At 61.9% G+C, this 19,370-nt stretch carries 24 protein-coding genes and 1 pseudogene; 14 read left to right on the forward strand and 11 right to left on the reverse strand.

Going from position 1 to position 19,370, the window contains the following annotated elements:
- Positions 1–73: 73 nt before the first annotated feature.
- The 9 genes and pseudogenes from BGI51_RS18635 to BGI51_RS18675 form a co-directional block, all read left to right on the forward strand.
- A complete protein-coding gene (locus BGI51_RS18635; protein WP_187979304.1) occupies positions 74–628 on the forward strand; it encodes a sigma-70 family RNA polymerase sigma factor in 555 nt (184 codons plus the stop codon).
- Positions 625–1,332: an anti-sigma factor gene (locus tag BGI51_RS18640; RefSeq protein WP_187979305.1), complete on the forward strand. Its 708-nt coding sequence runs from the start codon at positions 625–627 to the stop codon at positions 1,330–1,332. The genes BGI51_RS18635 and BGI51_RS18640 overlap by 4 nt, the downstream gene beginning before the upstream one ends.
- 74 nt (positions 1,333–1,406) lie before the next feature.
- A complete protein-coding gene (locus BGI51_RS18645) occupies positions 1,407–1,970 on the forward strand; it encodes a fasciclin domain-containing protein (protein WP_187979306.1) in 564 nt (187 codons plus the stop codon).
- A 236-nt stretch (positions 1,971–2,206) separates the two neighbouring features.
- On the forward strand, positions 2,207–2,707 hold the full coding sequence (lspA, locus tag BGI51_RS18650; RefSeq protein WP_252977127.1) for a signal peptidase II: 501 nt from the start codon (positions 2,207–2,209) through the stop codon (positions 2,705–2,707).
- A gap of 385 nt (positions 2,708–3,092) precedes the next feature.
- The gene (locus tag BGI51_RS18655) at positions 3,093–3,467 is read left to right on the forward strand and encodes a metalloregulator ArsR/SmtB family transcription factor (protein WP_437179411.1); all 375 of its coding nucleotides are present in this window, start codon (positions 3,093–3,095) and stop codon (positions 3,465–3,467) included.
- Positions 3,461–4,750 (forward strand): arsenic transporter, encoded by a 1,290-nt coding sequence (locus BGI51_RS18660; RefSeq protein ID WP_187979308.1) that lies wholly within the window; start codon positions 3,461–3,463, stop codon positions 4,748–4,750. The genes BGI51_RS18655 and BGI51_RS18660 overlap by 7 nt, the downstream gene beginning before the upstream one ends.
- Positions 4,751–4,758: 8 nt before the next feature.
- Positions 4,759–5,232: an arsenate reductase ArsC gene (locus tag BGI51_RS18665; RefSeq protein WP_187979309.1), complete on the forward strand. Its 474-nt coding sequence runs from the start codon at positions 4,759–4,761 to the stop codon at positions 5,230–5,232.
- Positions 5,229–5,951 (forward strand): arsenical resistance protein ArsH, encoded by a 723-nt coding sequence (gene arsH, locus BGI51_RS18670; RefSeq protein ID WP_187979310.1) that lies wholly within the window; start codon positions 5,229–5,231, stop codon positions 5,949–5,951. Before BGI51_RS18665 ends, arsH begins: the two co-directional genes overlap by 4 nt.
- A 129-nt stretch (positions 5,952–6,080) precedes the next feature.
- A pseudogene (locus BGI51_RS18675) lies at positions 6,081–6,536 on the forward strand (phage late control D family protein); the annotation flags it as partial.
- Here the strand turns inward: BGI51_RS18675 and BGI51_RS18680 are convergent.
- Together BGI51_RS18680 and BGI51_RS18685 are read right to left on the reverse strand one after the other, a co-directional pair.
- Complete coding sequence (locus BGI51_RS18680) at positions 6,533–7,258, reverse strand: hypothetical protein (protein WP_187979311.1); 726 nt, start codon at positions 7,256–7,258, stop codon at positions 6,533–6,535. The pseudogene BGI51_RS18675 and the gene BGI51_RS18680 overlap by 4 nt on opposite strands.
- Before the next feature lie 48 nt (positions 7,259–7,306).
- Positions 7,307–7,972: a DUF4113 domain-containing protein gene (locus BGI51_RS18685; RefSeq protein ID WP_337960392.1), complete on the reverse strand. Its 666-nt coding sequence runs from the start codon at positions 7,970–7,972 to the stop codon at positions 7,307–7,309.
- Between the two features lie 243 nt (positions 7,973–8,215).
- Here BGI51_RS18685 and dusA point away from each other — a divergent pair, with 243 nt between their 5' ends.
- Together dusA and tal are read left to right on the forward strand one after the other, a co-directional pair.
- Positions 8,216–9,226, forward strand: coding sequence for a tRNA dihydrouridine(20/20a) synthase DusA (gene dusA / locus BGI51_RS18690; protein WP_187979313.1), 1,011 nt, complete (start codon positions 8,216–8,218; stop codon positions 9,224–9,226).
- 47 nt (positions 9,227–9,273) lie between these two features.
- Positions 9,274–10,200: a transaldolase gene (gene tal / locus BGI51_RS18695; protein WP_187979314.1), complete on the forward strand. Its 927-nt coding sequence runs from the start codon at positions 9,274–9,276 to the stop codon at positions 10,198–10,200.
- Between the two features lie 12 nt (positions 10,201–10,212).
- Here tal and rssC read toward each other — a convergent pair whose 3' ends face one another.
- Together rssC and rssB are read right to left on the reverse strand one after the other, a co-directional pair.
- Positions 10,213–10,695 carry an anti-sigma factor antagonist RssC gene (gene rssC / locus BGI51_RS18700; protein ID WP_007158388.1) on the reverse strand — a complete coding sequence of 161 codons (483 nt, stop codon included), beginning with the start codon at positions 10,693–10,695 and terminating at the stop codon, positions 10,213–10,215.
- The gene (rssB, locus tag BGI51_RS18705; protein WP_133861614.1) at positions 10,692–11,876 is read right to left on the reverse strand and encodes a two-component system response regulator RssB; all 1,185 of its coding nucleotides are present in this window, start codon (positions 11,874–11,876) and stop codon (positions 10,692–10,694) included. Before rssB ends, rssC begins: the two co-directional genes overlap by 4 nt.
- Positions 11,877–12,080: 204 nt before the next feature.
- On the opposite strand from rssB, the gene BGI51_RS18710 reads away from it, so the two are divergent.
- Positions 12,081–12,380 (forward strand): PilZ domain-containing protein, encoded by a 300-nt coding sequence (locus BGI51_RS18710; RefSeq protein ID WP_187979315.1) that lies wholly within the window; start codon positions 12,081–12,083, stop codon positions 12,378–12,380.
- A 59-nt stretch (positions 12,381–12,439) separates the two neighbouring features.
- Here BGI51_RS18710 and BGI51_RS18715 read toward each other — a convergent pair whose 3' ends face one another.
- Positions 12,440–13,066: an MlaA family lipoprotein gene (locus tag BGI51_RS18715; protein ID WP_273861521.1), complete on the reverse strand. Its 627-nt coding sequence runs from the start codon at positions 13,064–13,066 to the stop codon at positions 12,440–12,442.
- A gap of 219 nt (positions 13,067–13,285) precedes the next feature.
- Here BGI51_RS18715 and BGI51_RS18720 point away from each other — a divergent pair, with 219 nt between their 5' ends.
- Complete coding sequence (locus tag BGI51_RS18720; RefSeq protein WP_007158392.1) at positions 13,286–13,555, forward strand: DUF4404 family protein; 270 nt, start codon at positions 13,286–13,288, stop codon at positions 13,553–13,555.
- On the opposite strand, the gene queF is transcribed toward BGI51_RS18720, so the two are convergent.
- The 3 genes from queF to BGI51_RS18735 are packed head-to-tail and all read right to left on the reverse strand — an operon-like array spanning position 13,556 to position 16,105.
- Positions 13,556–14,383 (reverse strand): NADPH-dependent 7-cyano-7-deazaguanine reductase QueF, encoded by an 828-nt coding sequence (gene queF, locus BGI51_RS18725; RefSeq protein WP_187979316.1) that lies wholly within the window; start codon positions 14,381–14,383, stop codon positions 13,556–13,558.
- Positions 14,384–14,396: 13 nt separating this feature from the next.
- Positions 14,397–15,176 (reverse strand): ABC transporter permease, encoded by a 780-nt coding sequence (locus BGI51_RS18730; RefSeq protein WP_133863077.1) that lies wholly within the window; start codon positions 15,174–15,176, stop codon positions 14,397–14,399.
- Entirely contained in the window at positions 15,173–16,105 is a 933-nt protein-coding gene (locus tag BGI51_RS18735; RefSeq protein ID WP_133863078.1) for an ABC transporter ATP-binding protein, read from the reverse strand. Before BGI51_RS18735 ends, BGI51_RS18730 begins: the two co-directional genes overlap by 4 nt.
- Before the next feature lie 142 nt (positions 16,106–16,247).
- On the opposite strand from BGI51_RS18735, the gene BGI51_RS18740 reads away from it, so the two are divergent.
- Entirely contained in the window at positions 16,248–16,658 is a 411-nt protein-coding gene (locus BGI51_RS18740) for a PA2817 family protein (protein WP_187979317.1), read from the forward strand.
- A gap of 59 nt (positions 16,659–16,717) precedes the next feature.
- Here BGI51_RS18740 and nfuA read toward each other — a convergent pair whose 3' ends face one another.
- The 3 genes from nfuA to BGI51_RS18755 form a co-directional block, all read right to left on the reverse strand.
- Complete coding sequence (gene nfuA / locus BGI51_RS18745; RefSeq protein WP_133863080.1) at positions 16,718–17,302, reverse strand: Fe-S biogenesis protein NfuA; 585 nt, start codon at positions 17,300–17,302, stop codon at positions 16,718–16,720.
- A gap of 81 nt (positions 17,303–17,383) precedes the next feature.
- On the reverse strand, positions 17,384–18,349 hold the full coding sequence (locus tag BGI51_RS18750; RefSeq protein WP_187979318.1) for a sensor domain-containing diguanylate cyclase: 966 nt from the start codon (positions 18,347–18,349) through the stop codon (positions 17,384–17,386).
- Positions 18,350–18,351: 2 nt separating this feature from the next.
- Positions 18,352–19,353 (reverse strand): response regulator, encoded by a 1,002-nt coding sequence (locus BGI51_RS18755; protein WP_133863081.1) that lies wholly within the window; start codon positions 19,351–19,353, stop codon positions 18,352–18,354.
- Positions 19,354–19,370 lie beyond the last annotated feature (17 nt).

A 19,370-nucleotide genomic window follows, 5' to 3' on the forward strand; every position in this document is an offset into this window, starting at 1 on the left:
GTTGGGCTAACGCCCGGCCACCTTTGTTGCGCCTCCTTTCGGAACGCCTTCCTTGACGAGCAGATCAGCTGTATTGGCCAGCCCTGAAACCAATCCCGAGCCCGTCGCGCTCAATGTCCTGCTGCAAGCCTGCGGCCAGGGCAATCGTCTGGCCTTCGAAACGCTCTACCGCGTGACCTCGAGCAGGCTGTTCGGCGTCTGCCTGCACTACGTGGGAGACCGTGCGGAGACGGAAGAGGTCTTGCAGGAGGCCTATACCGCCATCTGGCTCAAGGCCGGTACCTTTGACGCCACACGTTCCAGCGCCCTGACCTGGATGGCGACCCTGGCGCGACACAAGGCCATCGATCGACGTCGCGCCCAGCATCGTCACGAGCCGCTCGACAGCCTGGCCGAGTGGCCGGCAACCCAGTCCGTCGCCGAAGATTTCGAAGCCCATCGCCAGCGTCGCGAGATCGAGCTCTGCCTGAAAACCCTGGGCAAGGACCAGCAGACCTATATCCGGGTCGCCTTTTTCGAGGGCTATTCCTATGCCGAACTGGCCGCCCGCCACAGTATCGCGCTCGGCACGATGAAAAGCTGGATTCGGCGTGGCCTCCTGCAACTGCGAGCGTGCCTGGGCCTATGAACGACAAGGAGATCCCACCTTCCGAGCGACAGGCGCTGCTCGTCGCGGAATACGCCCTGGGCGTACTGTCCGCCGAAGAACGCCTGGAGGTGGAAGAACTCGTGCGGCGGGAGCCTGCTTACCAGGCGCAACTGGCGGCCTGGCAGCGGCATTTCGCCGAGTGGCTCGATGAGTTTCCGGTCGTCGAACCGCCGGCTCACGTCTGGCACGGTATCCAGCAACGGCTGTTCCCGACGGAGGAACCGGCACCCGAGCCGATTCGCCGCTGGAACAACCCGCGCCTGTGGCGCTGGGCGACCGGGCTGGCGTTGGCCGCTGCCCTCCTGCTGGCGCTGCTCGTGTTGCTGCGCCCGGTCCAGGTCGCGACACCCGCCCTGCTCGCCCGCCTGGAACAGAGCAACGGCAGCCTGGCGTTCAGCGTCACCCTGCAGGGCGACGGCAGACAACTGCTGTTCGTGCCCACCGGCAAGCCGGATTGGCCAGACAGGAGCGCCGAGGCCTGGATCATCACGACGGATGGCAAGCCCCACTCGCTGGGCCTGCTCGACGACGCCAAGGGCGTGACCCTGCCCGTGCCCGCCGGACTCGCATCGGCACTGACGCCAGGGACGGTACTGGCGGTCTCCCTTGAGCCGCCAGCCGGTTCGCCGACAGGCTTGCCGACGGGACCGGTCATCGCCCAGGGAAAAATAATCGCGCTTTGATGCATCCGTTTGCCGGGCTGCTCCGTACATTCATCACCCTCATCCGGAGGGCCGAAGAACTCAGGAGACGCAACATGCACACCTTGCTCAAGCGTATCGCCGTGGTAGCCAGTCTCGCGATCCTAGGTGCCACCGCCCCGCTCAGCTTCGCTGCCGATACCGTCATGGTCGGTGGCGCGCCCATGTACCCCTCCAAGACCATCGTCGAGAACGCGGTCAACTCCAAGGACCACACCACGCTGGTGGCGGCCGTCAAGGCGGCGGGCCTGGTCGACACCCTCAACGGCAGCGGTCCCTTCACCGTCTTCGCCCCGACCAACGAAGCCTTTGCCAAGCTGCCCGCCGGCACCGTCGATACCCTGGTAAAGCCCGAGCACAAGGCCGACCTGACCAAGATCCTGACCTACCACGTGGTGCCCGGCACCCACACCGCCAAACAATTGATGGCCGAGGCCAAGATGCATGGCGGCATGACCAAGCTGAAAACCGTCCAGGGCGAAGACCTGACCGTGAAGCTGCATGACGGCAAGCTCTGGCTGGTCGACGCCAAGGGCGGCAAGGCCGCCGTCACCATCGCCGACGTGATGCAGTCCAACGGCGTGATCCACGTGGTCGATACCGTGCTGATGCCGAAGTAAGCGGCAGGCGGCGGGCGGACACCGGTCAGGGGTGTCCGCTTTTACTTGGTAGCGATCCGTGGGGCGGTTACCTCTTCCGTGGCGAGCCATACCAGACCGCATTCTGACTGGTCAGCTGCGCGAGACGCGCCCGGATCCTGCGCCCTTGGAGTCTCGGCGAATTTCCCATCTGCGAAGCTAAAAGGCAGCTTTGATGCGATCATGCCGCCAGCTAACGTAGATAGATGGAGATTTGGATGAAGCGGAGCACTTGGACCCTTTGGGCCATCGCAGGGGCGGGACTGGCTTTTGTAGCGATAGACCAACTGATTAAGCTCGCTGCGTTGGCTCAGCTTGCCGCAATTTCCTATCGGCTTGGCACCTCCAGCCTATGGATGGATGTGGTCCTGAGTCGGAATCCTGGCGCCTTCCTCAGCATCGGTCAGGATCTGCCATCGACAGTGAAATCAGTGATTTTCCTTTGCGCGCTGGCAGCTGTCGCAGGCGTCAGCTACTGGGCGCTCTCGCGTTGGCAGCAGTCCCCAGGTCGCTCGGCGGCTCTGTACCTGATCGCTCTTGGAGGCGGTTCGAATCTCATCGATCGATTCTTTCGCGATGGCCACGTTGTCGACTACCTGGTCCTGAACCTGGGCTCACTCCACACAGGCGTCTTCAACCTCGCGGACGTAGCGATCATGGCAGGTGTGGCCTACCTGGCCCTGTCAGGATTTTCGAAAGAACAGAAGGCGCTAGCCTGATCTACGAAGACGACGACCAGCACGGTAACTGCAGGGCTGCTCGCGAGAGCTACGACGCCTTGCGGGCCTTCTTCCACGACATCTACAGCGCTAAAAAGCAGGAGGCCATTGCCGGCGGTGGCGACAACGTGAAGGACCTGGGCCACACCTACGCCTACCAACTCGCCCTGGGCCGCCCTGAGCTCATGCCCGAACTCACCTACACCCTGCAAGGGCGTGAAGGCCGAGAATCTAGTACGGAGGAAGCGTGCAGCACCGCTTCACCGCGGACGGCGGCTACCCAATTCCGCCTCGAGCTGGAAGCCAAGCTGCCGGAAGCTAGACCGCCAGTTGATACATATGTATTTTCGCATATGCGGATTTTCATATATTCAAGGCTCTGGCTATGTCCCCCACCAGCTTCTTCAAATGTCTCGCTGACGATACGCGCGGGCGCATCATGCTCATGCTCTGCGCCGAAGCGGAATTGTGCGTGTGCGAACTCATCCACGCGCTCGACGACAGCCAGCCGAAAGTCTCACGCCACCTTGCGCAGCTACGCGCCTGCGGATTGCTTGAGGATCGGCGCGAAGGACAGTGGATCTACTACCGGCTGCACCCCCAATTGCCTGCCTGGGCCCGGGAGGTTCTGGAGCTGACGCTCGGGGCAAACCTGCCGTGGGTACAGCCTCAGATGGATCGCCTCGCCGCAATGGACAGCCGGCCTACCAGGCAGGCTGCTTGCTGCCCGCCAGGCGCGGTGGAGACCGCGTCATGCTGATTGCTGCATCGATCTTCCTTCTGACCCTGGTACTGGTGATCTGGCAACCAAGAGGGCTTGGCGTGGGCTGGAGCGCAGCGGGCGGTGCGGTACTGGCGCTACTGACGGGCACCGTCAGCCTGGCCGACGTCCCTGTTGTCTGGAACATCGTCTGGAATGCGACGGCTACCTTCATCGCCGTGATCATCATCAGCCTGGTACTGGATGAAGCGGGCTTTTTCGAGTGGACAGCGCTCCATGTCGCCCGCTGGGGACGCGGCAAATCAGGCAGGCTGTTCGCCTACATGATCCTGCTGGGCGCCGTCGTGTCCGCCCTGTTCGCCAACGACGGCGCAGCCCTCATCCTGACACCCATCGTGATCGCCATGCTGGTAGCGCTGCGCTTCAGTCCGGCCTCGACGCTTGCCTTCGTCATGGCTGCGGGCTTCATCGCCGATACGGCCAGCCTCCCACTGGTGGTGTCCAACCTGGTCAACATCGTTTCCGCTGACTTCTTTCAGATCGACTTCGGCGAATACGCCTCGATCATGTGGCCGGTCAATATCGTCAGCGTCGCCGCGACGCTATTGATGCTGTGGCTGTTCTACCGCAAGGACATCCCGGCGTCTTACGACCCGCACGCGCTCGAACAGCCGCAGAACGCCATTCGCGATCGCGCTACCTTCCAGGCGGGATGGTGGATCCTGGGTTTCCTCCTGGTCGGGCTATTCGCCCTGGAGCCGCTCGGGATTCCGATCAGTGCAGTGGCAGCGGTCTGTGCAGCTGTGCTGCTCATCATCGCCGGCAAGGGATCGGTCATCTCCACACGCCAGGTACTCGCCAAGGCCCCCTGGCAGGTCGTGCTCTTCTCGCTGGGCATGTACCTGGTGATCTACGGCCTGCGCAATGCGGGGCTCACCGAGGCCCTTTCCTCCCTGCTCAACACCTTCGCCAGTCATGGCCTGTGGTCGGCAACCCTGGGCACCGGCCTCACCGCTGCGCTGCTCTCCTCGATCATGAACAACATGCCCAGCGTCTTGATCGGCGCCCTGTCCATCCAGGGCGGTGAGGCCAGCGGGGTCGTCCAGCAGGCCATGATCTACGCCAACGTCATCGGGTGCGATCTGGGTCCGAAGATCACGCCGATCGGCAGCCTGGCCACCCTGCTCTGGCTCCACGTCCTGGCCCAGAAAGGCATCCGCATCACCTGGGGCTACTACTTCCGAGTGGGCTGCGTGCTCACCTTTCCCATCCTGATCGCCACCCTCGCCGCCCTGGCCGTGCGCCTCAGCATTCATCCGTAGGAGAAGCCATGAAAGTCCTCTTTATGTGCACGGCCAATAGCTGCCGCAGCGTTCTGTCTGAAGGTCTCTTCAACCACCTTGCACCTGCTGGCTGCTCTGCCGTGAGCTCAGGCAGCTTTCCCAGCGGACGGTTGAACCCTATCGCGGTCCAGACGCTGGAGGGCCTGGGCATCGATACTTCCGGCCTCTACAGCAAAGGGTCCGAGACCTTTGAAGGCAACCCGCCAGACATCATCATCACGGTCTGTGACAAGGCGGGAGGCGAGCCCTGTCCGGTCTTCTTTGGTCCCTCGATAAAAAGCCACTGGGGCTTGGCGGATCCTTCTGACGTTGTCGGCAATAATGACCAGGTCCAGGCCGCGTTCGATGCAACGGTGGCTCAGATCCGCAGAAGACTGGACGCCTTTTTCCGTCTAGACCCGAACGCATTGAGCCCAGCGCAACTGAAGCAGGCGCTCGATGAGATCGGAGAGATCCAATGAGCGCCACTCTCGAAACCAGCCCCAACCTGGACGAATCGCTATTCGACGTCCCTACCGTCGATAAGCTCTCCGAGCCGGAACAGCTTCAGCACAAGCCGCGCATCCTGCTGCTGTACGGATCGAATCGGGAGCGCTCCTTCAGCCGGCTGCTGGTTGAGGAAGCAGCCCGAATCCTGCAGCTCATGGGCGCCGAGACGGCAGTCTTCAATCCAACCGGCCTGCCGCTGCCTGACGACGCGCCGGTAGAGCATCCCAAGGTTCAGGAGCTTCGCGATCTGGTGCTCTGGTCCGAAGGGCAGGTGTGGTGCTCCCCCGAGCGCCATGGCTCGATGTCAGCGGTATTCAAGGCGCAGATCGACTGGATTCCGCTCACGCTGGGCGCGGTACGTCCTACCCAAGGCAAGACGCTCGCTGTCATGCAGGTCAGTGGCGGATCCCAGTCGTTCAACACGGTGAACCAGCTGCGGATCCTCGGCCGCTGGATGCGCATGGTGACCATCCCCAACCAGTCATCGGTCCCCAAGGCGTTCCTGGAATTCGACGAAGCGGGTCGCATGAAACCCTCGGCCTACTACGACCGGGTGGTGGACGTCATGGAGGAGCTGATGAAATTCACGCTTCTCACCAGAGGCCGGGACGCCTACCTGGTTGATCGCTACTCCGAGCGCAAGGAGAGCGCAGAAGCACTTTCAGCGCGGGTCAATCAGCGCTCGATCTGATCGACGGCCTTCCAACCTGTCCGCGGCAACTCCCCGACCGCGTCGTATACCCCCCGACAGCAGCTCCCGCCGCATCTACCACCGGATCGGCGGGCACAAGGCCGTAGCGTTTCCAGTCCTCAACTTGCTGCGTCTCGCCAGAGTCCCCTTTCAGCCTACGCCACACGACATTTTCCGCGCACTACCGCCACCCTTGCCTACCCGCTCGCCCTGGCCCGACCGAAGCTCATGCCCGAACCCGCCTACACCCTGCAGGGTGTGAAGGCCGAGATCGACGCCATCATCTGGTACGGCGGGAACGTGCAGCACAGTCTCACGGCGGACGGCGGCTACACCACGCGCCTCGAGCTGGAAGCCAAGCTGCCGGAAGACCTGGTCGCCGACCTGGTCGACGAGATCCAGGGCGACTACACCGGCATCATCGCCTACTACCGAGATCCCGAGACCGGCAAGGAGCACACCCTCACCGAGGGCGACCAGAGCAAGCCGCGGCGGCTCAGGCACCTGTACGCCACCAAGGCGACGGCGAAGCGGGCCGTGGAAAGGGAGTGGAAAAAGCTGAAAGAAACTGACCTGGCTACCTAACGCGGTAGAGCAGGCTGACAGTCCGAGGCACTAGCCAATGGAGAAACAACCCACTCACTACCTGGATCAATAATGGAAAACCTTTGGCGAGGTTCGCAAGGCAGTACCAAATACTTACCATTCACAGAGCCCACCAATATTGATTTATCAGCTCCAGAGAGCCTAGACACCATATAAGTAGAACCCAGCCCTTTAGCAACTTCCTTATATTTCGAATCTGTAGCTATATAAATTAATACAAAAAGTAGAACAGGAACCCCCATGAAGTAAATTGAAAGATTCTTCGCCTCACGCTTCTCATATATGGAAAAAAATAAATCATAAAATATTGGCCCCATATAAACGTAAGGGAACACCTCCATTACGGGGTCAAAAAACACTGACGATTTGGAGAATAATTTCGAAAGCCCGCCAGCGATCAAGAGGGAGACCAACCCTATCAACCCTAGGATAACCTGAGCATTCTGAAGCGAATTCTCTCGCCATTTTGTAAAGCTAAATATTACTGCCGAGACAAACGCCGCTGCCACCCCAACAGCGCCATTCGCTATAAAGTCTTGTGGCCCATGAAACCTAAGAACCCACGTGCAATCCAGAACCGCATATAGGACTGCTAGCTTTAGATAGCCCAGAGCATACGTGACAAGTGTAAGAGTCGTTATAATTGCCCCAAATTCGATGATTCGGCGGGGTGGTTTTTCAATGTCAGCAGAACCTTCCATGCTCGCACTTTCCTAACAGGCAAATTGTTATTAACCAATCATAGCGGATTAGATTGCATAATCTAGCCAGCCTGCGGTAACTCCCCCCCACCTTGTCATATACCCCCGCGACAACAGCTCCCGCCGCATCTGCCACCCCGGATCGGCGGGCACCCGCCCCACGTGTAGCGCCGCCCGCCCGTATCGCGCATTGATCCGGTCCACCACCCGCATCCGCTCGCTGGGCCGCCCCTGCCAGGCCGGGGCGAAGAGATCCGGCGTGAACTCGTCCGTCTGCACGATGCTGCCCAGCACCCCGGCGCACTTCGAGTAGGCGTAGCCCTCGCGATAAATGGGGTCCAAGCCGGCCAGAACGACCTGCACCAGGAGGCGGGTGTAATCGATAGGGTGCGCGAGCGGGATACACAGGCTGCGGTAGTAGCGGCGCTCCTCCAGCTCATGCTGCCCGGTCTGGATGCTCACCAGCGCCAGCGTTCGGGTGCTGGATATCCCGACGCCGATGGGCATATGCACTCGCGTCAGGCTCTTACGGTCCAGCCCCAGGACGCCAAGCAGGCCGATGAGGTCCGCCCAGCACTTGTTGATCGAATACGCCTCCACGTCCAGCACCATCCCCTGGATGGTCCGCACCACCCGGTTCGAGACGTCGGCGTAGAGCTTGTAGTTGGAATTGAGGAAGCCCACGTTGTGCTCTGGACACGCGCCATATCTCACTTTCTCATCGATACTTAAAGGGTCCGCTTCCAATCGGATGCCTGGCTTTCCTGATAGACTCAACCCTGAACTCCAGCATGCTGCAGACCCGGATTTCTACGCTTGTTCTGCCGTTTTTTGGCAGTGAGACGTTAGCGTTCCCCTTCCGATTCAACTCATGCTCCTTACGCTTGCGACCTTGCAGCTACAGCTCTACTGAAGCGGCTGAAAGGTAGCAAACCAGCTCCACACAGACGTACCGAGATGCTTGCCGAAACCGCCTCAAACCCAGCAACCACGCGCCCTGAGCCGTCCCGCCGCTTCTCCGTGGCGCCCATGATGGATTGGACGGACCGCCATTGCCGCTATTTCCATCGTTTGCTGTCCCAGCATGCCCTGCTCTATACGGAGATGGTCACCACCGGTGCCCTGTTGCATGGCGATGCCCAGCGCTTTCTGCGCCATGACGAGACCGAGCATCCCCTGGCGCTGCAGCTAGGCGGCAGCGTGCCGGCCGAGCTGGCCGCCGCGGCGCGGTTGGGTGAGCAGGCGGGGTATGACGAGATCAACCTGAATGTCGGCTGCCCCAGCGACCGGGTGCAGAACAACATGATCGGCGCCTGCCTGATGGCCTATCCCGAGCGGGTGGCCGACAGCGTCAAGGCAATGCGCGATGCCGTGGCTATCCCGGTGACGGTCAAGCACCGCATCGGCATCTCCGGGCGCGACAGCTACGAGGCCCTGCGGGACTTCGTCGGCCAGGTCGCCGAGGCCGGTTGCCGCAGCTTTACCGTGCACGCGCGCATCGCCATCCTCGAAGGGCTGTCGCCCAAGCAGAATCGCGAGATCCCGCCGCTGCGCTACGACGTGGCCGCGCGGCTGGTGCAGGATTTTCCGGATCTCGAATTCATCTTGAATGGCGGGATCAAGACCCTGGACACCTGCCGCGAGCAGCTGGAAGTCTTCGACGGGGTGATGCTGGGTCGCGAGGCCTATCAGAATCCCTACCTACTGGCGGAAGTGGACGCGACACTCTACGGCTGCGACCGCCCGCAACTGACCCGCCATGAGGTCATGCTGCAGCTGCGGCCCTATGTCGAGGCGCATCTGCAACAGGGTGGGCTCATCCATCACGTCACCCGCCATATCCTGGGCCTGGCGCAGGGCTTTCCCGGCGCGCGGCGCTTCCGTCAACTGCTGTCCACCGATCTGCATCGCAGCCCTGAACCGCTGCGCCTGTATGACGAGGCCACTGAACTTCTCAGGGGCCACTGAGTCACGTCTCCACGATGTCCATTCGTTAACCGAAGGAAAGACCTGCCATGAGCAAGCTGGAACAACTCAAGCAATACACCACGGTCGTCGCCGATACCGGCGATCTGGACGCCATCGCCCGCCTCAAGCCCTACGACGCCACCACCAACCCCTCGCTGCTGCTCAAGGCCGCTGCCCTGCCCCGCTACGAAGAACACCTGCAGGCTGCCTTCAGCGGCGCCAAGGGTGACATCGGTCTGGCCTGCGATCGCTTCGCCGTGGCCGTCGGTGGCGAGATTCTCAAGCTGATCCCCGGTCGCATCTCCACCGAGGTGGACGCGCGCCTGTCGTTCAACACCGCCGCCACCCTGGATCGCGCCCATCGCCTGATCGAGCTGTACGAGAAGGCCGGCATCGGCAAGGACCGCGTGCTGATCAAGATCGCTTCCACCTGGGAAGGCATCCGCGCCGCCGAGCAACTGGAGAAGGAAGGCATCCAGACCAACCTGACCCTGCTGTTCTCCTTCGCCCAGGCCGCCGCCTGCGCCGAAGCGGGCGTATTCCTGATCTCGCCCTTCGTCGGTCGCATCTACGACTGGTACAAGAAGGCCGAAGGCCGTGACTACGAAGGCGCGGAAGATCCGGGCGTGAAGTCCGTGACCCGCATCTACCAGTACTACAAGGCCAATGGCTACGACACCGTGGTGATGGGTGCCAGCTTCCGCAACCTGAACCAGATCGAGCAGCTGGCCGGCTGTGATCGCCTGACCATCAGCCCCGAATTGCTGCAGCAGCTGTCGGAAGCCCAGGGCGACCTGCCGCGCGTGCTGAACGCCGACAGCACCGGTGGCGAGCCCAAGCAGCAGCTGAACGAGGCCGCCTTCCGCTGGGCGCACAACGAAGACGCCATGGCCACCGAAAAGCTGGCTGAAGGCATTCGCCAGTTCGCGCGGGATCAGGAAAAGCTGGAAGTGCTGCTGCCCGGCAAGCGCTAAGGGATCATTCGGTCAGTGCCTTTCGAGGGCACTGACCAGATCGCGAAAGGCATTGCGGTTGGATTCATTGAGGCCCATCAACACCCGATGGGCTTCAAGCACGCGACTGCGCACCTCGGCTTCGGACTGGTCCTGCGGTGGAAGGTCGGTCAGGCAATCCGGGCAAGGCAGTACGGTCTCGACGATGTTGAACACCTGATCGAAACCCATGGAATCCAGCAGGCGCAGGATGTCCGGGTTGTTGGTGGTCAGCATGGGCAGCAGCCCGATGCGCTGCCGCGACAGGATCGACAGCTTGGCCAGGAGGCCCAGGGTGGTGCTGTCGATACTCTGCGTCTCGGTCAGGTCGATGACGATGGACGAGAAATTCAACGACGAGAAGATGTGTTCGATGGTCGCGTCCAGCGCCGAGCACAGGGTGAGACGCACCTCGCCGGTAAACTTCAGGACGAAGGTGCCATCCTGCTCGGCAAATTGGATTTTTCCGGTGCTCATGCCAGGTTCCTGCTCAACACCAGCAAAGCGATATCGTCGGGCATCTCGGTGACGGATGCCAGATCCAGGGCTTCGCTCAGGCCTGCCAGTGTACCGCCGGCGCGGCGGACGTAGTCGGGCAAGCTGTGTTCTTTCTCTTTCAAATTGTCTCCCGGCAGCAGGTCGAAGATGCCATCCGAAAAGAGGGTCAGGCTGAAACGCTCGGGCAGATCCATCTGGTGGTCATTGTAGGTCGCCTCCTGGAACAGGCCGACCGGCAGCCCCTTGCCGACCAGGAATCGCGTTTCTTCCGGGGTATGCAGGACCGGCAGCGGCAGATGGCCACCGATGCTGTACGCCAGGGTACCCGTGGTTTCGTCGATGACGCCACCCAGCATGGTCACGTGCTTGCCCAATTTGCAATCCAGTAGACCCCTGTTGATGTGGCCGAGCACATCCGAGGGCTTGAATTCGGGCAGGGTGCCGTTGCGCTTGGACTCGTAGAGCAGGCGCGTGGTCATGAACTTGAGCAGCACGGTCACGAAGGCCGAGGACGCGCCATGGCCGGAGACGTCGGCCAGGTAGAAGGCAACACGGTGTTCGTCGATGCGAAAGTAGTCGACAAAGTCGCCGGACAGATACAGCGACGGAATGATCTCGTGGGCGAAGTTCAGCCCTTCGGTTTCCCAGGGCGTCACTGGCAGCATGTTCATCTGCACGTGGCGTCCGGCGTTCTGATCTTCCTGCAGCAGGCTCAGGCTGGCCTGCAGCTCGCGATTGGTGTTTTCCAGCTTGACCCGGTAGCGATCGTTTTCCAGACGCAGACGAGCGCGATCCAAGGCACGGTTGACCGAGTGCTCGAGCACCATCAGGTCTTCCAGCGGCTTGATCAGGTAATCGGCGGCGCCCAGGCGCAGGGCTTCCACGACGTCGCTCATGACGCCGGCGCCGGACAGCACCAGCACGGGCGTATCGATGGACAACTCGCTGATGCGGCGCAGCAGCGTCAGCCCGTCGACCTGCGGCATGCGCAGGTCGCAGATGATGAGGTCGGGCTGTTCGCGCTCGAATATTTCCAGGCCCTGCTGACCATTGCTGGCCTGCAGGACGTTGAAGCCACTGTCTTCGAGATAGTCGGCGAGACTGAGGCGAACCACCTCGTCATCGTCAATGATCAAGAGCGTGGCAGGCGAATTAGACATAGAGGATCCAGGCATGCACCCGAACGGCAAACCGGCGGACACTATCCGACACGGGCCACGGTGATTACGACACGGCGGAGACACTACTCCCATCCACCGGGGCGTTCAAGCTTGCCAACCGGATGGAATTTCTTTACAGGGTGCCGTTATGGAGTTTATACCTCCAGCAACCCGTCATCCATCCTCCCAAGCAGTAGGATTGCCATGAGTACCATCGACCGTTCTTACAGTGAAAAGCGCGACTTCATTCGCATGCATGTCGACTCCAAGGCCTTATTGAAGGTCGGCGACGCCTCCTTCGAGGCGCGTTGCGTCGATCTGTCCAGCACCGGCTTCCAGATCGAGGCCGCCACCAGCCTGCAGATCGGCGACAAGGTGACCGTGCTTATCCCCTCCAGCCATGCCGAACTCCCCGGCCTGGAAGCCGATACCGAGGTCCTGCGCGTCCAGGCGACGGACTCTGGCAAGCAGCTGCTCGGCCTGTCCGTACTGGAAATGCGCTAGAGGCTCCGATCCCCAATAAAAAAGGCAGCCCGTAGGCTGCCTTTTTTATTGGACGGCGACTAGAAGTCGTCGACCACCTGGCCATCCTTGACCTTGAATTCGCGGGTCTGCAGGTAGGCATTGCGGATGAAAACATACTTGTCGCCGGTGATCAGGCGCTCGGCCTGCAGCAGACCGGCCCGGGTGTCGACGGTGCTGAGGGCGAAGGCGCTGTTGCGCACGGCGACATCGTCGACATAGGGATAGGCGCTGGTGTAGCTGTCCGGAATGCGGCCAAGGCCGTCACGCACGCTGCTGGGACCGAAGAATGGCAACACCAGGTAGGGACCGCTGTTGGCGCCCCACTTGCCCAGGGTCTGGCCGAAATCCTCGTCGTTGCGCTGCAGACCGGCCTTGGTCGCCACGTCGACCAGGCCGAGGCCACCCAGGGTGGTGTTCATCAGCAGGCGCGCGGTATCGACCCCGGCGTGCTCGACCTTGCCCTGCAGCAGATCGTTGGCCAGGTTGCGCACGTCACCCAGGTTGTTGAAGAAGTTGCTCACGCCGGTCTGCACGAAGCCGGGCGTGAAGCGCTGATAGCCCTGGGCGACCGGCTTGAGGGCATAGGTATCCAGGGTATCGTTGAACACGAAGATCTTGCGGTTGAAGCCTTCCCAGGGATCGGGATTCTCGGCTTCGGCCGCCATCGCCTGACCGGCAAACGTCAGGGCCGTTGCAAGGAGCGCTCCCCAAACCCTGGAACCACGTCGCTCGACCGTCATCGCTTCTCTCCTCGTTGCACTCAGACGCCTGAAAGGCGCCGATTATAGTCATAGCTTTGCCAGTTTGGCTTAGGGCCCGGCGCTGTGACTCGATCTTTGACCCAAGGTTGCGGTCAAAGAATCCGAACACAGGAGAAACGCCTTATGACCACCTCTCATCTGCAGGAACAACTCGACCACCTCCGCCACCAGCTGGACCAGGATCCGCCCGCCTCGCCCGAGGACCGGGAAGAACTGGAACTGCTGATCCGGGACATCGAATTCCAGCTGGCCAACGAAGACGCCACCCATACCCGGGATGGCAGCCTGGTGGAAGGCGTCAATCTGGCGGTGGAGCGGTTCGAGGTCAGTCACCCGACCATGGCCGGCACGCTCCGCTCGATCATGAACAGCCTGAGCAGCATGGGCATCTGATCACTGCCGGACGTAACGTTCCACGGCGGGCTGGATGGCGTCACTGCTCCGGTAGGGATTGATGTCCAGTCCGCCACGCCGCACATAGCGGGCGAACACGGTCAGCTTCGCCGGCTTGAGCAGCCGCCACAGATCCAGATAGATGCGCTCGACGCACTGCTCGTGGAAATCCGCATGCTGGCGGAAGGCGACCAGGTAGCGCAGCAGACTGGCCGGGTCCAGCGCCAACCCCTCTTCATAGTCGATCACCACCGTGCCCCAGTCCGGCTGGCCGGTGACCGGGCAGTTCGACTTGAGCAGGTGGCTGTAAAACCTCTGACTATCCCGCGCCTCACTCACGCTCAACAGTTCAACCTGCGGGTGGGCGTAGCGATCCAGGCTGATATCCAGATCGTCGACGCACTGGCCAGCGGGGCGTCGCACACCCCGTGCCGTCCAGTCATCCAGGGATACCAGACTGACACCGACGGTACCGCCGGCTGCGGCGCTCAGATCTTTGACCAGTACGGCTTCGAGCTCGGCCAGGCTGGCGAACATCGACTGGTTCAGGGAGTTGAGGTACAGCTTGAAGGACTTGGACTCGATGATGTTCGGCGAATCGGCCGGGATGGCGAATTCGCCAATGGCCACCACCGGCTTGCCGGACGGCAGCAGCCAGGACAGCTCGTAACAGGTCCAGACGTCCACCCCGTGAAACGGCAGGTCCTGCCCGTCCAGGCCCAGCTCCGCCCACTTGGGCGCGCGCGGGATCGGATACAGCAGCGTCGGCGCGTACTGGCTGACGTACTCGGTGCTTTTGCCCAAGGGCGATTGTTCTACGCTATGCATGAAGCTCTGACACTCAATGACGCATGCCGCGCCCGCTCACGAGCAGGCGGATGCTGACCAGATAAAGCACGACCACGGCGAACAGCATGAAGGCGATCGCCACCCCGATGCGGATGTCGGACACCCCGAGGATGCCATAGCGGAAGGCGTTGACCATGTGCAGGATCGGATTGATCAAAGACACCTTCTGCCAGAAGGCCGGCAGCAGGTCGATGGAGTAGAAGACCCCGCCCAGGTAGGTCAGCGGCGTCAGCACGAAGGTCGGCACGATGGAGATGTCGTCGAAGTTGCGCGCGTAGACGGCGTTGATGAAGCCGCCCAGGGCGAAGATCGCTGCAGTGAGGATGATCACCAGCAGCATGATGCCCAGGTGGTGCACCTGCATGTGGGTGAAGAACAGCGACAGCACGCTGACGATGGCGGCCACGGCCAGGCCGCGCAGGATGCCGCCCATGGCATAGCCGATGAGGATGACGTGCGGCGACACAGGCGAGACCAGCAGTTCTTCCACCGAGCGCTGGAACTTGCTGCTGAAGAAGCTGGAGACCACGTTGCTGTAGGCGTTGGTGATCACCGACATCATGATCAGGCCCGGCACAATGTACTGCATGTAGGTGAAGCCCCCCATGCCACCGATGCGATTGCCGATCAGATTACCGAAGATCACGAAGTACAGGACCATGGTGATCGCCGGGGGCAGCAGCGTCTGCGCCCAGATGCGGGTGAAGCGGCGCACTTCGCGATGGACGATGGTCCGCAGCGCCACCATGTTGGCTTGGAATTCGGTACTCATCGGGCGACCTTGGCTAGATTCTTTTCCACCAGGGAGACGAACAGCTCCTCCAGGCGATTGGCTTTGTTTCTCAGGCTCTGCACCTGGATGCCGGCGGCGTCCAGCTGGCGGAACAGGGCGTTGACCCCACTGGCCTTGTCGATCTGCACCTCGAAGGAGTGATCGCCCAACAGCTTGGCCGGATAGCCGTCCAGCTGCGGCGCTGCCGTCAACGGCTGGACCACGTCGACGATGAAGGTCTCGACGTTGAGCTTCTGCAGCAGCTTGCGCATGCTGGTGTGCTCGACCAGCTCGCCATGGTCGATGATGGCGATGTTGCGGCAGAGGTGCTCGGCCTCTTCCAGGTAGTGGGTGGTGAGGATGATGCTGGTCCCCTGCTTGTTCAGCTCGGTGAGGAAGCTCCACATGGAGCGGCGCAACTCGATGTCGACCCCGGCGGTGGGTTCGTCGAGGATCAGCAGGCGCGGCTTGTGGATCAGGGCGCGGGCGATCATCAGACGGCGCTTCATGCCGCCGGAGAGCATGCGCGACGGCGTATCGCGCTTGTCCCACAGCCCGAGCTGCGTCAGGTACTCCTCGGCGCGTTCACCGGCGATGCGTGCCGGGATGCCGTAGTAGCCCGCCTGGGTCACCACGATGTCGAAGGCTTTCTCGAACTGGTTGAAATTGAATTCCTGGGGCACCACGCCGAGGCAGCGCTTGAGGCCCGCCGGATCCTTGTCCAGGTCGTTGCCGAACACCGACACCTCACCGCCCGACTTGTTGACCAGGGTCGAGAGGATGCCGATGGTGGTCGACTTGCCCGCTCCGTTCGGACCGAGCAGTGCGAAGAAATCACCTTCGACCACATCGAGGTCGATGCCCTTGAGGGCGGTGAAGCCGTTGTTGTAGGTCTTGGTCAGACCGCGAATGGAGAGAGCTAGACTCATGTGCCTCCCGGCAAGAACTGATTCGCAAAGAAAAGTGCTACTTCCTATAACCCCGGCAGAGGGCAAAGGTTCGATCCTAGTCGAACCAGACAACGTCGGACAGTGCCCCTATACTGCGCAGCCGCTTTTTCAGGAGACACCCATGGCCACTTCCTATCTCGACCACCACGTTGCCCTCCTCGCCCAGTTGCGTGCGCTCCTGGCCGACGTCGGCACGGCCGAGCAGGTGCCGTCGGAAAATCACGCGCTGTTCCTCGACCGCTTCGACGAACTGGTCGCCGGCCTGCCGCAGGCGCCCGAAGAATACGCCTATCTCGGCCAGGACCTGCTCAGCCAGGTCTTCAGCCGCTATCCGCAGATCGCCCACCGGGTACCACGCGACCTGCTGTGGTTCTTTGGCGGCGATTGCCTGCACTTCATGCCGGACGAAGAGCTGGCGCTCTATCAGCGACTGGACGAGCGTCGTCACGAGGCGGAATCCCGCGGCGAGGTCTTCGACTGGGCGCAGGAACAGCGCCTGATGGCCCTGCCGGCTGACGCCGCGCGCCACTGAAACGCCGAAGGGCTATCGAACCGGTCGATAGCCCTTCGTACCCGCAAAACGCGCTATCTCTAGTAGTAGGCGTTTTCGCGGTTGGTATGGTCGGTCACGTCGCGCACGGCGGTGAGCTCGGGGATCCGTTCCAGCAGGGTGCGCTCGACGCCATCCTTGAGGGTCAGATCGACCTGGCCACAGCCCTGGCAACCACCGCCGAAACGCAGCACGGCCACGTTGTCATCGACGATGTCCACCAGGCTGACCATGCCACCGTGGCTGGCGAGCCCCGGATTGATCTCGGTCTGCAGGTAGTAGTCGACACGCTCGTTGAGCGGGCTGTCCTCGTTGACCATGGGCACCTTGGCATTGGGCGCCTTGATGGTCAGCTGGCCACCCATACGGTCGGTGGCGTAGTCCACCAGGGCATCTTCGAGGAAGGGCTGGCTGATGGCATCGAGGTAGGCGGTAAAGCTCTTCAACCCTACGGGCTGATCATCGGGCTTCTCTTCGCCAGGCTTGCAATAGGCGATGCAGGTCTCGGCGTACTGGGTGCCGGGCTGGGTAATGAAGATGCGGATACCGATCCCGGGGGTGTTCTGCTTTTCCAACAGGTCGGCCAGGTAATCCTGAGCCGCGTCGGTAATCGTGATGGCGCTCATGGTCACTCCTCAACAGGTGTCCCAAGTTTACGCCACCCCACCCCGCGACGAAAGCCCTAGTGAAACAGTCGGATAATCGACTCAATCGAGCCGCTGCACGAAACTGGTCACCCGGTTGCGCCCGGCGTGCTTGGACTCGTAGAGCGCCTTGTCCGCCTGCTGGATCATCTGCTCGTGATTGCCCAGGGGCACCGACAGATCGGTAAGGCCGATACTGATGGTGAAGGCGATGGGTGTTCCCAGCATATCGAGACGCATGGCCTCCACTGCCTCGCGCAGGCGCTCGGCGAGCAGCCGCGCGCCTTCCACGCCGGTGTCGAGCAGCACCACGCCGAATTCCTCGCCACCGTAGCGCCCGGCGATGTCGGCATTGCGCACATGGGTCTTGATCACCCCGGCCAGCGCCTTGATCGCCTGGTCACCCACGGCGTGGCCGTGGGTATCGTTGATGCGCTTGAAGTGGTCGATGTCGAGCATCATCAGCGCCAGGCGGCCGCCATAGCGCTGGTGGCGGGCGAATTCCTCGGTGAGCCGCTCTTCCCAGTAACCGCGATTGGCCAGCCCGGTGAGGCGATCGGTGCGCGACAGCTCCTGCAGCTTGTCGTTGGAAAGCTCCAGTTGCCGCTTGTTGATGGCGACATCGGTGACGTCGTAGATCACCACGCAGATATGGGCGATGGCCCCGGTGGAATCCCGTAGCGGCAGCAGGGTCACGTTCTGGTACATGAAGGCTTCCACGCCGGTGATCGGCTGGTAGCTCTTGAAGTGGACCAGGTAGGGTCGCTGTTCCCAGATGGAAAAGGCCCGGGTGCCCAGCAGCACCACGCTCTCGGCCTTGGCGCGAAACCAGGCTTCGTCGATCTCGGCGAAGACGGCGAACAGCGACTGCTGGCTGACCTCGCTGAGGATCCGCCCGGAATGGTTTTCCATGAAGCTGTTCCAGACCTCGATACGGTAGTCGAGATCCAGCACCACCACGCCGACATCGATGTTCTGCACGATGTCCAGCAACCAGTGGAGTTCGTTGATATCGATCTGTGCGGCCATGCTCAACTCATCAGGTAGCCGATCTTGCGGGTGATGCGCTTCACCGAATCCTCGGTGAACAGCAGCAGCAGATCGAAGTGGACGTTATGGCCTTCCAGGCTGTAGCTGAGTTCGACCGCCAGGGTCTTCTTCCAGCGCGTCTTGTTGACGACGATGAGTTCGTCGATGGACGCATGGTGACCGAGGATGGTCGGGTGGCCCTGGGAAAAGCGGATGTCGAACTGTTCGGCGATGCCGGCCAGGCAGGCGCCGATGATGATGCTCGACAGGTCCAGCAGCATCTCGATGTCGCCGGACTCCCCCGCCTCGCGCCAGCGCACCAGCTGGGCCATGTCGTCGAGTTCGGAATCATGGAAGATCAGCAGCGCCTCGCCGGCGATGCCCTCGCCGATGTAGCCCTGGCAGACCGCACTGAGGCGATCCTCACGCTGGGCGTCCACCAGCGTCATGTGCAGCTCGCTGACTTCCAGGATATTGACGTTGGGAATCGGCAGCTGGACGAAGACGTTCAGCGCCTTGGCCAGCAGCGCCCCCGCACGGCCCATGGAAACGTTGACCACCTCGCGGAAGGCATCGCGGAAACTGACCTCCAGCTCGGGGCGCGGGACGGGCTCCGCCGGCACCGCCGGATTGGGGCTGTAGAGGCCGTGGCGTGCGAGCACCGCGGCCAGTTCGGCGGGATCGGCGGGCTTGCGCAGGAAGTCCAGGGCGCCCAGTTCACGTACCCGGGCCACCGCCTGCTCCTGGACGTCGCCGGAGACGACGATCACCTTGACCGCCAGGCCTTCGTTGCGGATGGCCGCCAGGGTGCCATAGCCATCCAGGATCGGCATGGTCAGGTCAAGCAGCATCACCTGGCCCAGACCCTGGCGCAGCGCCGTGAGGGCTTCCTCGCCATGGGTGGCCTGGGTGATGGATACCGCCCAGCCTTCGGGCAGGGAGCGAACCAGCTGCTTGCGCGCCATGTTCGAGTCGTCGCATATCACCAGAGGAATCACGGCCACCTTCCATGACGCAGTTT

The organism is Pseudomonas oryzihabitans (assembly GCF_014522265.1).
GTDB classification, from domain to species: domain Bacteria; phylum Pseudomonadota; class Gammaproteobacteria; order Pseudomonadales; family Pseudomonadaceae; genus Chryseomonas; species Chryseomonas aestiva.

Coding starts and splice junctions, on each gene's coding strand:
- BGI51_RS18680 (WP_187979311.1), bottom strand. CDS start 7,258: ATGGAAGGTTCTGCTGACATTGAAAAACCACCCCGCCGAATCATCGAA.
- nfuA (WP_133863080.1), bottom strand. CDS start 17,302: ATGAGCGCCATCACGATTACCGACGCGGCTCAGGATTACCTGGCCGAC.
- BGI51_RS18665 (WP_187979309.1), top strand. CDS start 4,759: ATGAAAGTCCTCTTTATGTGCACGGCCAATAGCTGCCGCAGCGTTCTG.
- dusA (WP_187979313.1), top strand. CDS start 8,216: ATGCTTGCCGAAACCGCCTCAAACCCAGCAACCACGCGCCCTGAGCCG.
- BGI51_RS18730 (WP_133863077.1), bottom strand. CDS start 15,176: ATGAGTACCGAATTCCAAGCCAACATGGTGGCGCTGCGGACCATCGTC.
- BGI51_RS18720 (WP_007158392.1), top strand. CDS start 13,286: ATGACCACCTCTCATCTGCAGGAACAACTCGACCACCTCCGCCACCAG.
- tal (WP_187979314.1), top strand. CDS start 9,274: ATGAGCAAGCTGGAACAACTCAAGCAATACACCACGGTCGTCGCCGAT.
- BGI51_RS18735 (WP_133863078.1), bottom strand. CDS start 16,105: ATGAGTCTAGCTCTCTCCATTCGCGGTCTGACCAAGACCTACAACAAC.
- lspA (WP_252977127.1), top strand. CDS start 2,207: ATGAAGCGGAGCACTTGGACCCTTTGGGCCATCGCAGGGGCGGGACTG.
- BGI51_RS18740 (WP_187979317.1), top strand. CDS start 16,248: ATGGCCACTTCCTATCTCGACCACCACGTTGCCCTCCTCGCCCAGTTG.
- BGI51_RS18710 (WP_187979315.1), top strand. CDS start 12,081: ATGAGTACCATCGACCGTTCTTACAGTGAAAAGCGCGACTTCATTCGC.
- arsH (WP_187979310.1), top strand. CDS start 5,229: ATGAGCGCCACTCTCGAAACCAGCCCCAACCTGGACGAATCGCTATTC.
- BGI51_RS18715 (WP_273861521.1), bottom strand. CDS start 13,066: ATGGCGGCCGAAGCCGAGAATCCCGATCCCTGGGAAGGCTTCAACCGC.
- BGI51_RS18660 (WP_187979308.1), top strand. CDS start 3,461: ATGCTGATTGCTGCATCGATCTTCCTTCTGACCCTGGTACTGGTGATC.
- BGI51_RS18655 (WP_437179411.1), top strand. CDS start 3,093: ATGTCCCCCACCAGCTTCTTCAAATGTCTCGCTGACGATACGCGCGGG.
- rssB (WP_133861614.1), bottom strand. CDS start 11,876: ATGTCTAATTCGCCTGCCACGCTCTTGATCATTGACGATGACGAGGTG.
- BGI51_RS18645 (WP_187979306.1), top strand. CDS start 1,407: ATGCACACCTTGCTCAAGCGTATCGCCGTGGTAGCCAGTCTCGCGATC.
- queF (WP_187979316.1), bottom strand. CDS start 14,383: ATGCATAGCGTAGAACAATCGCCCTTGGGCAAAAGCACCGAGTACGTC.
- BGI51_RS18640 (WP_187979305.1), top strand. CDS start 625: ATGAACGACAAGGAGATCCCACCTTCCGAGCGACAGGCGCTGCTCGTC.
- rssC (WP_007158388.1), bottom strand. CDS start 10,695: ATGAGCACCGGAAAAATCCAATTTGCCGAGCAGGATGGCACCTTCGTC.
- BGI51_RS18750 (WP_187979318.1), bottom strand. CDS start 18,349: ATGGCCGCACAGATCGATATCAACGAACTCCACTGGTTGCTGGACATC.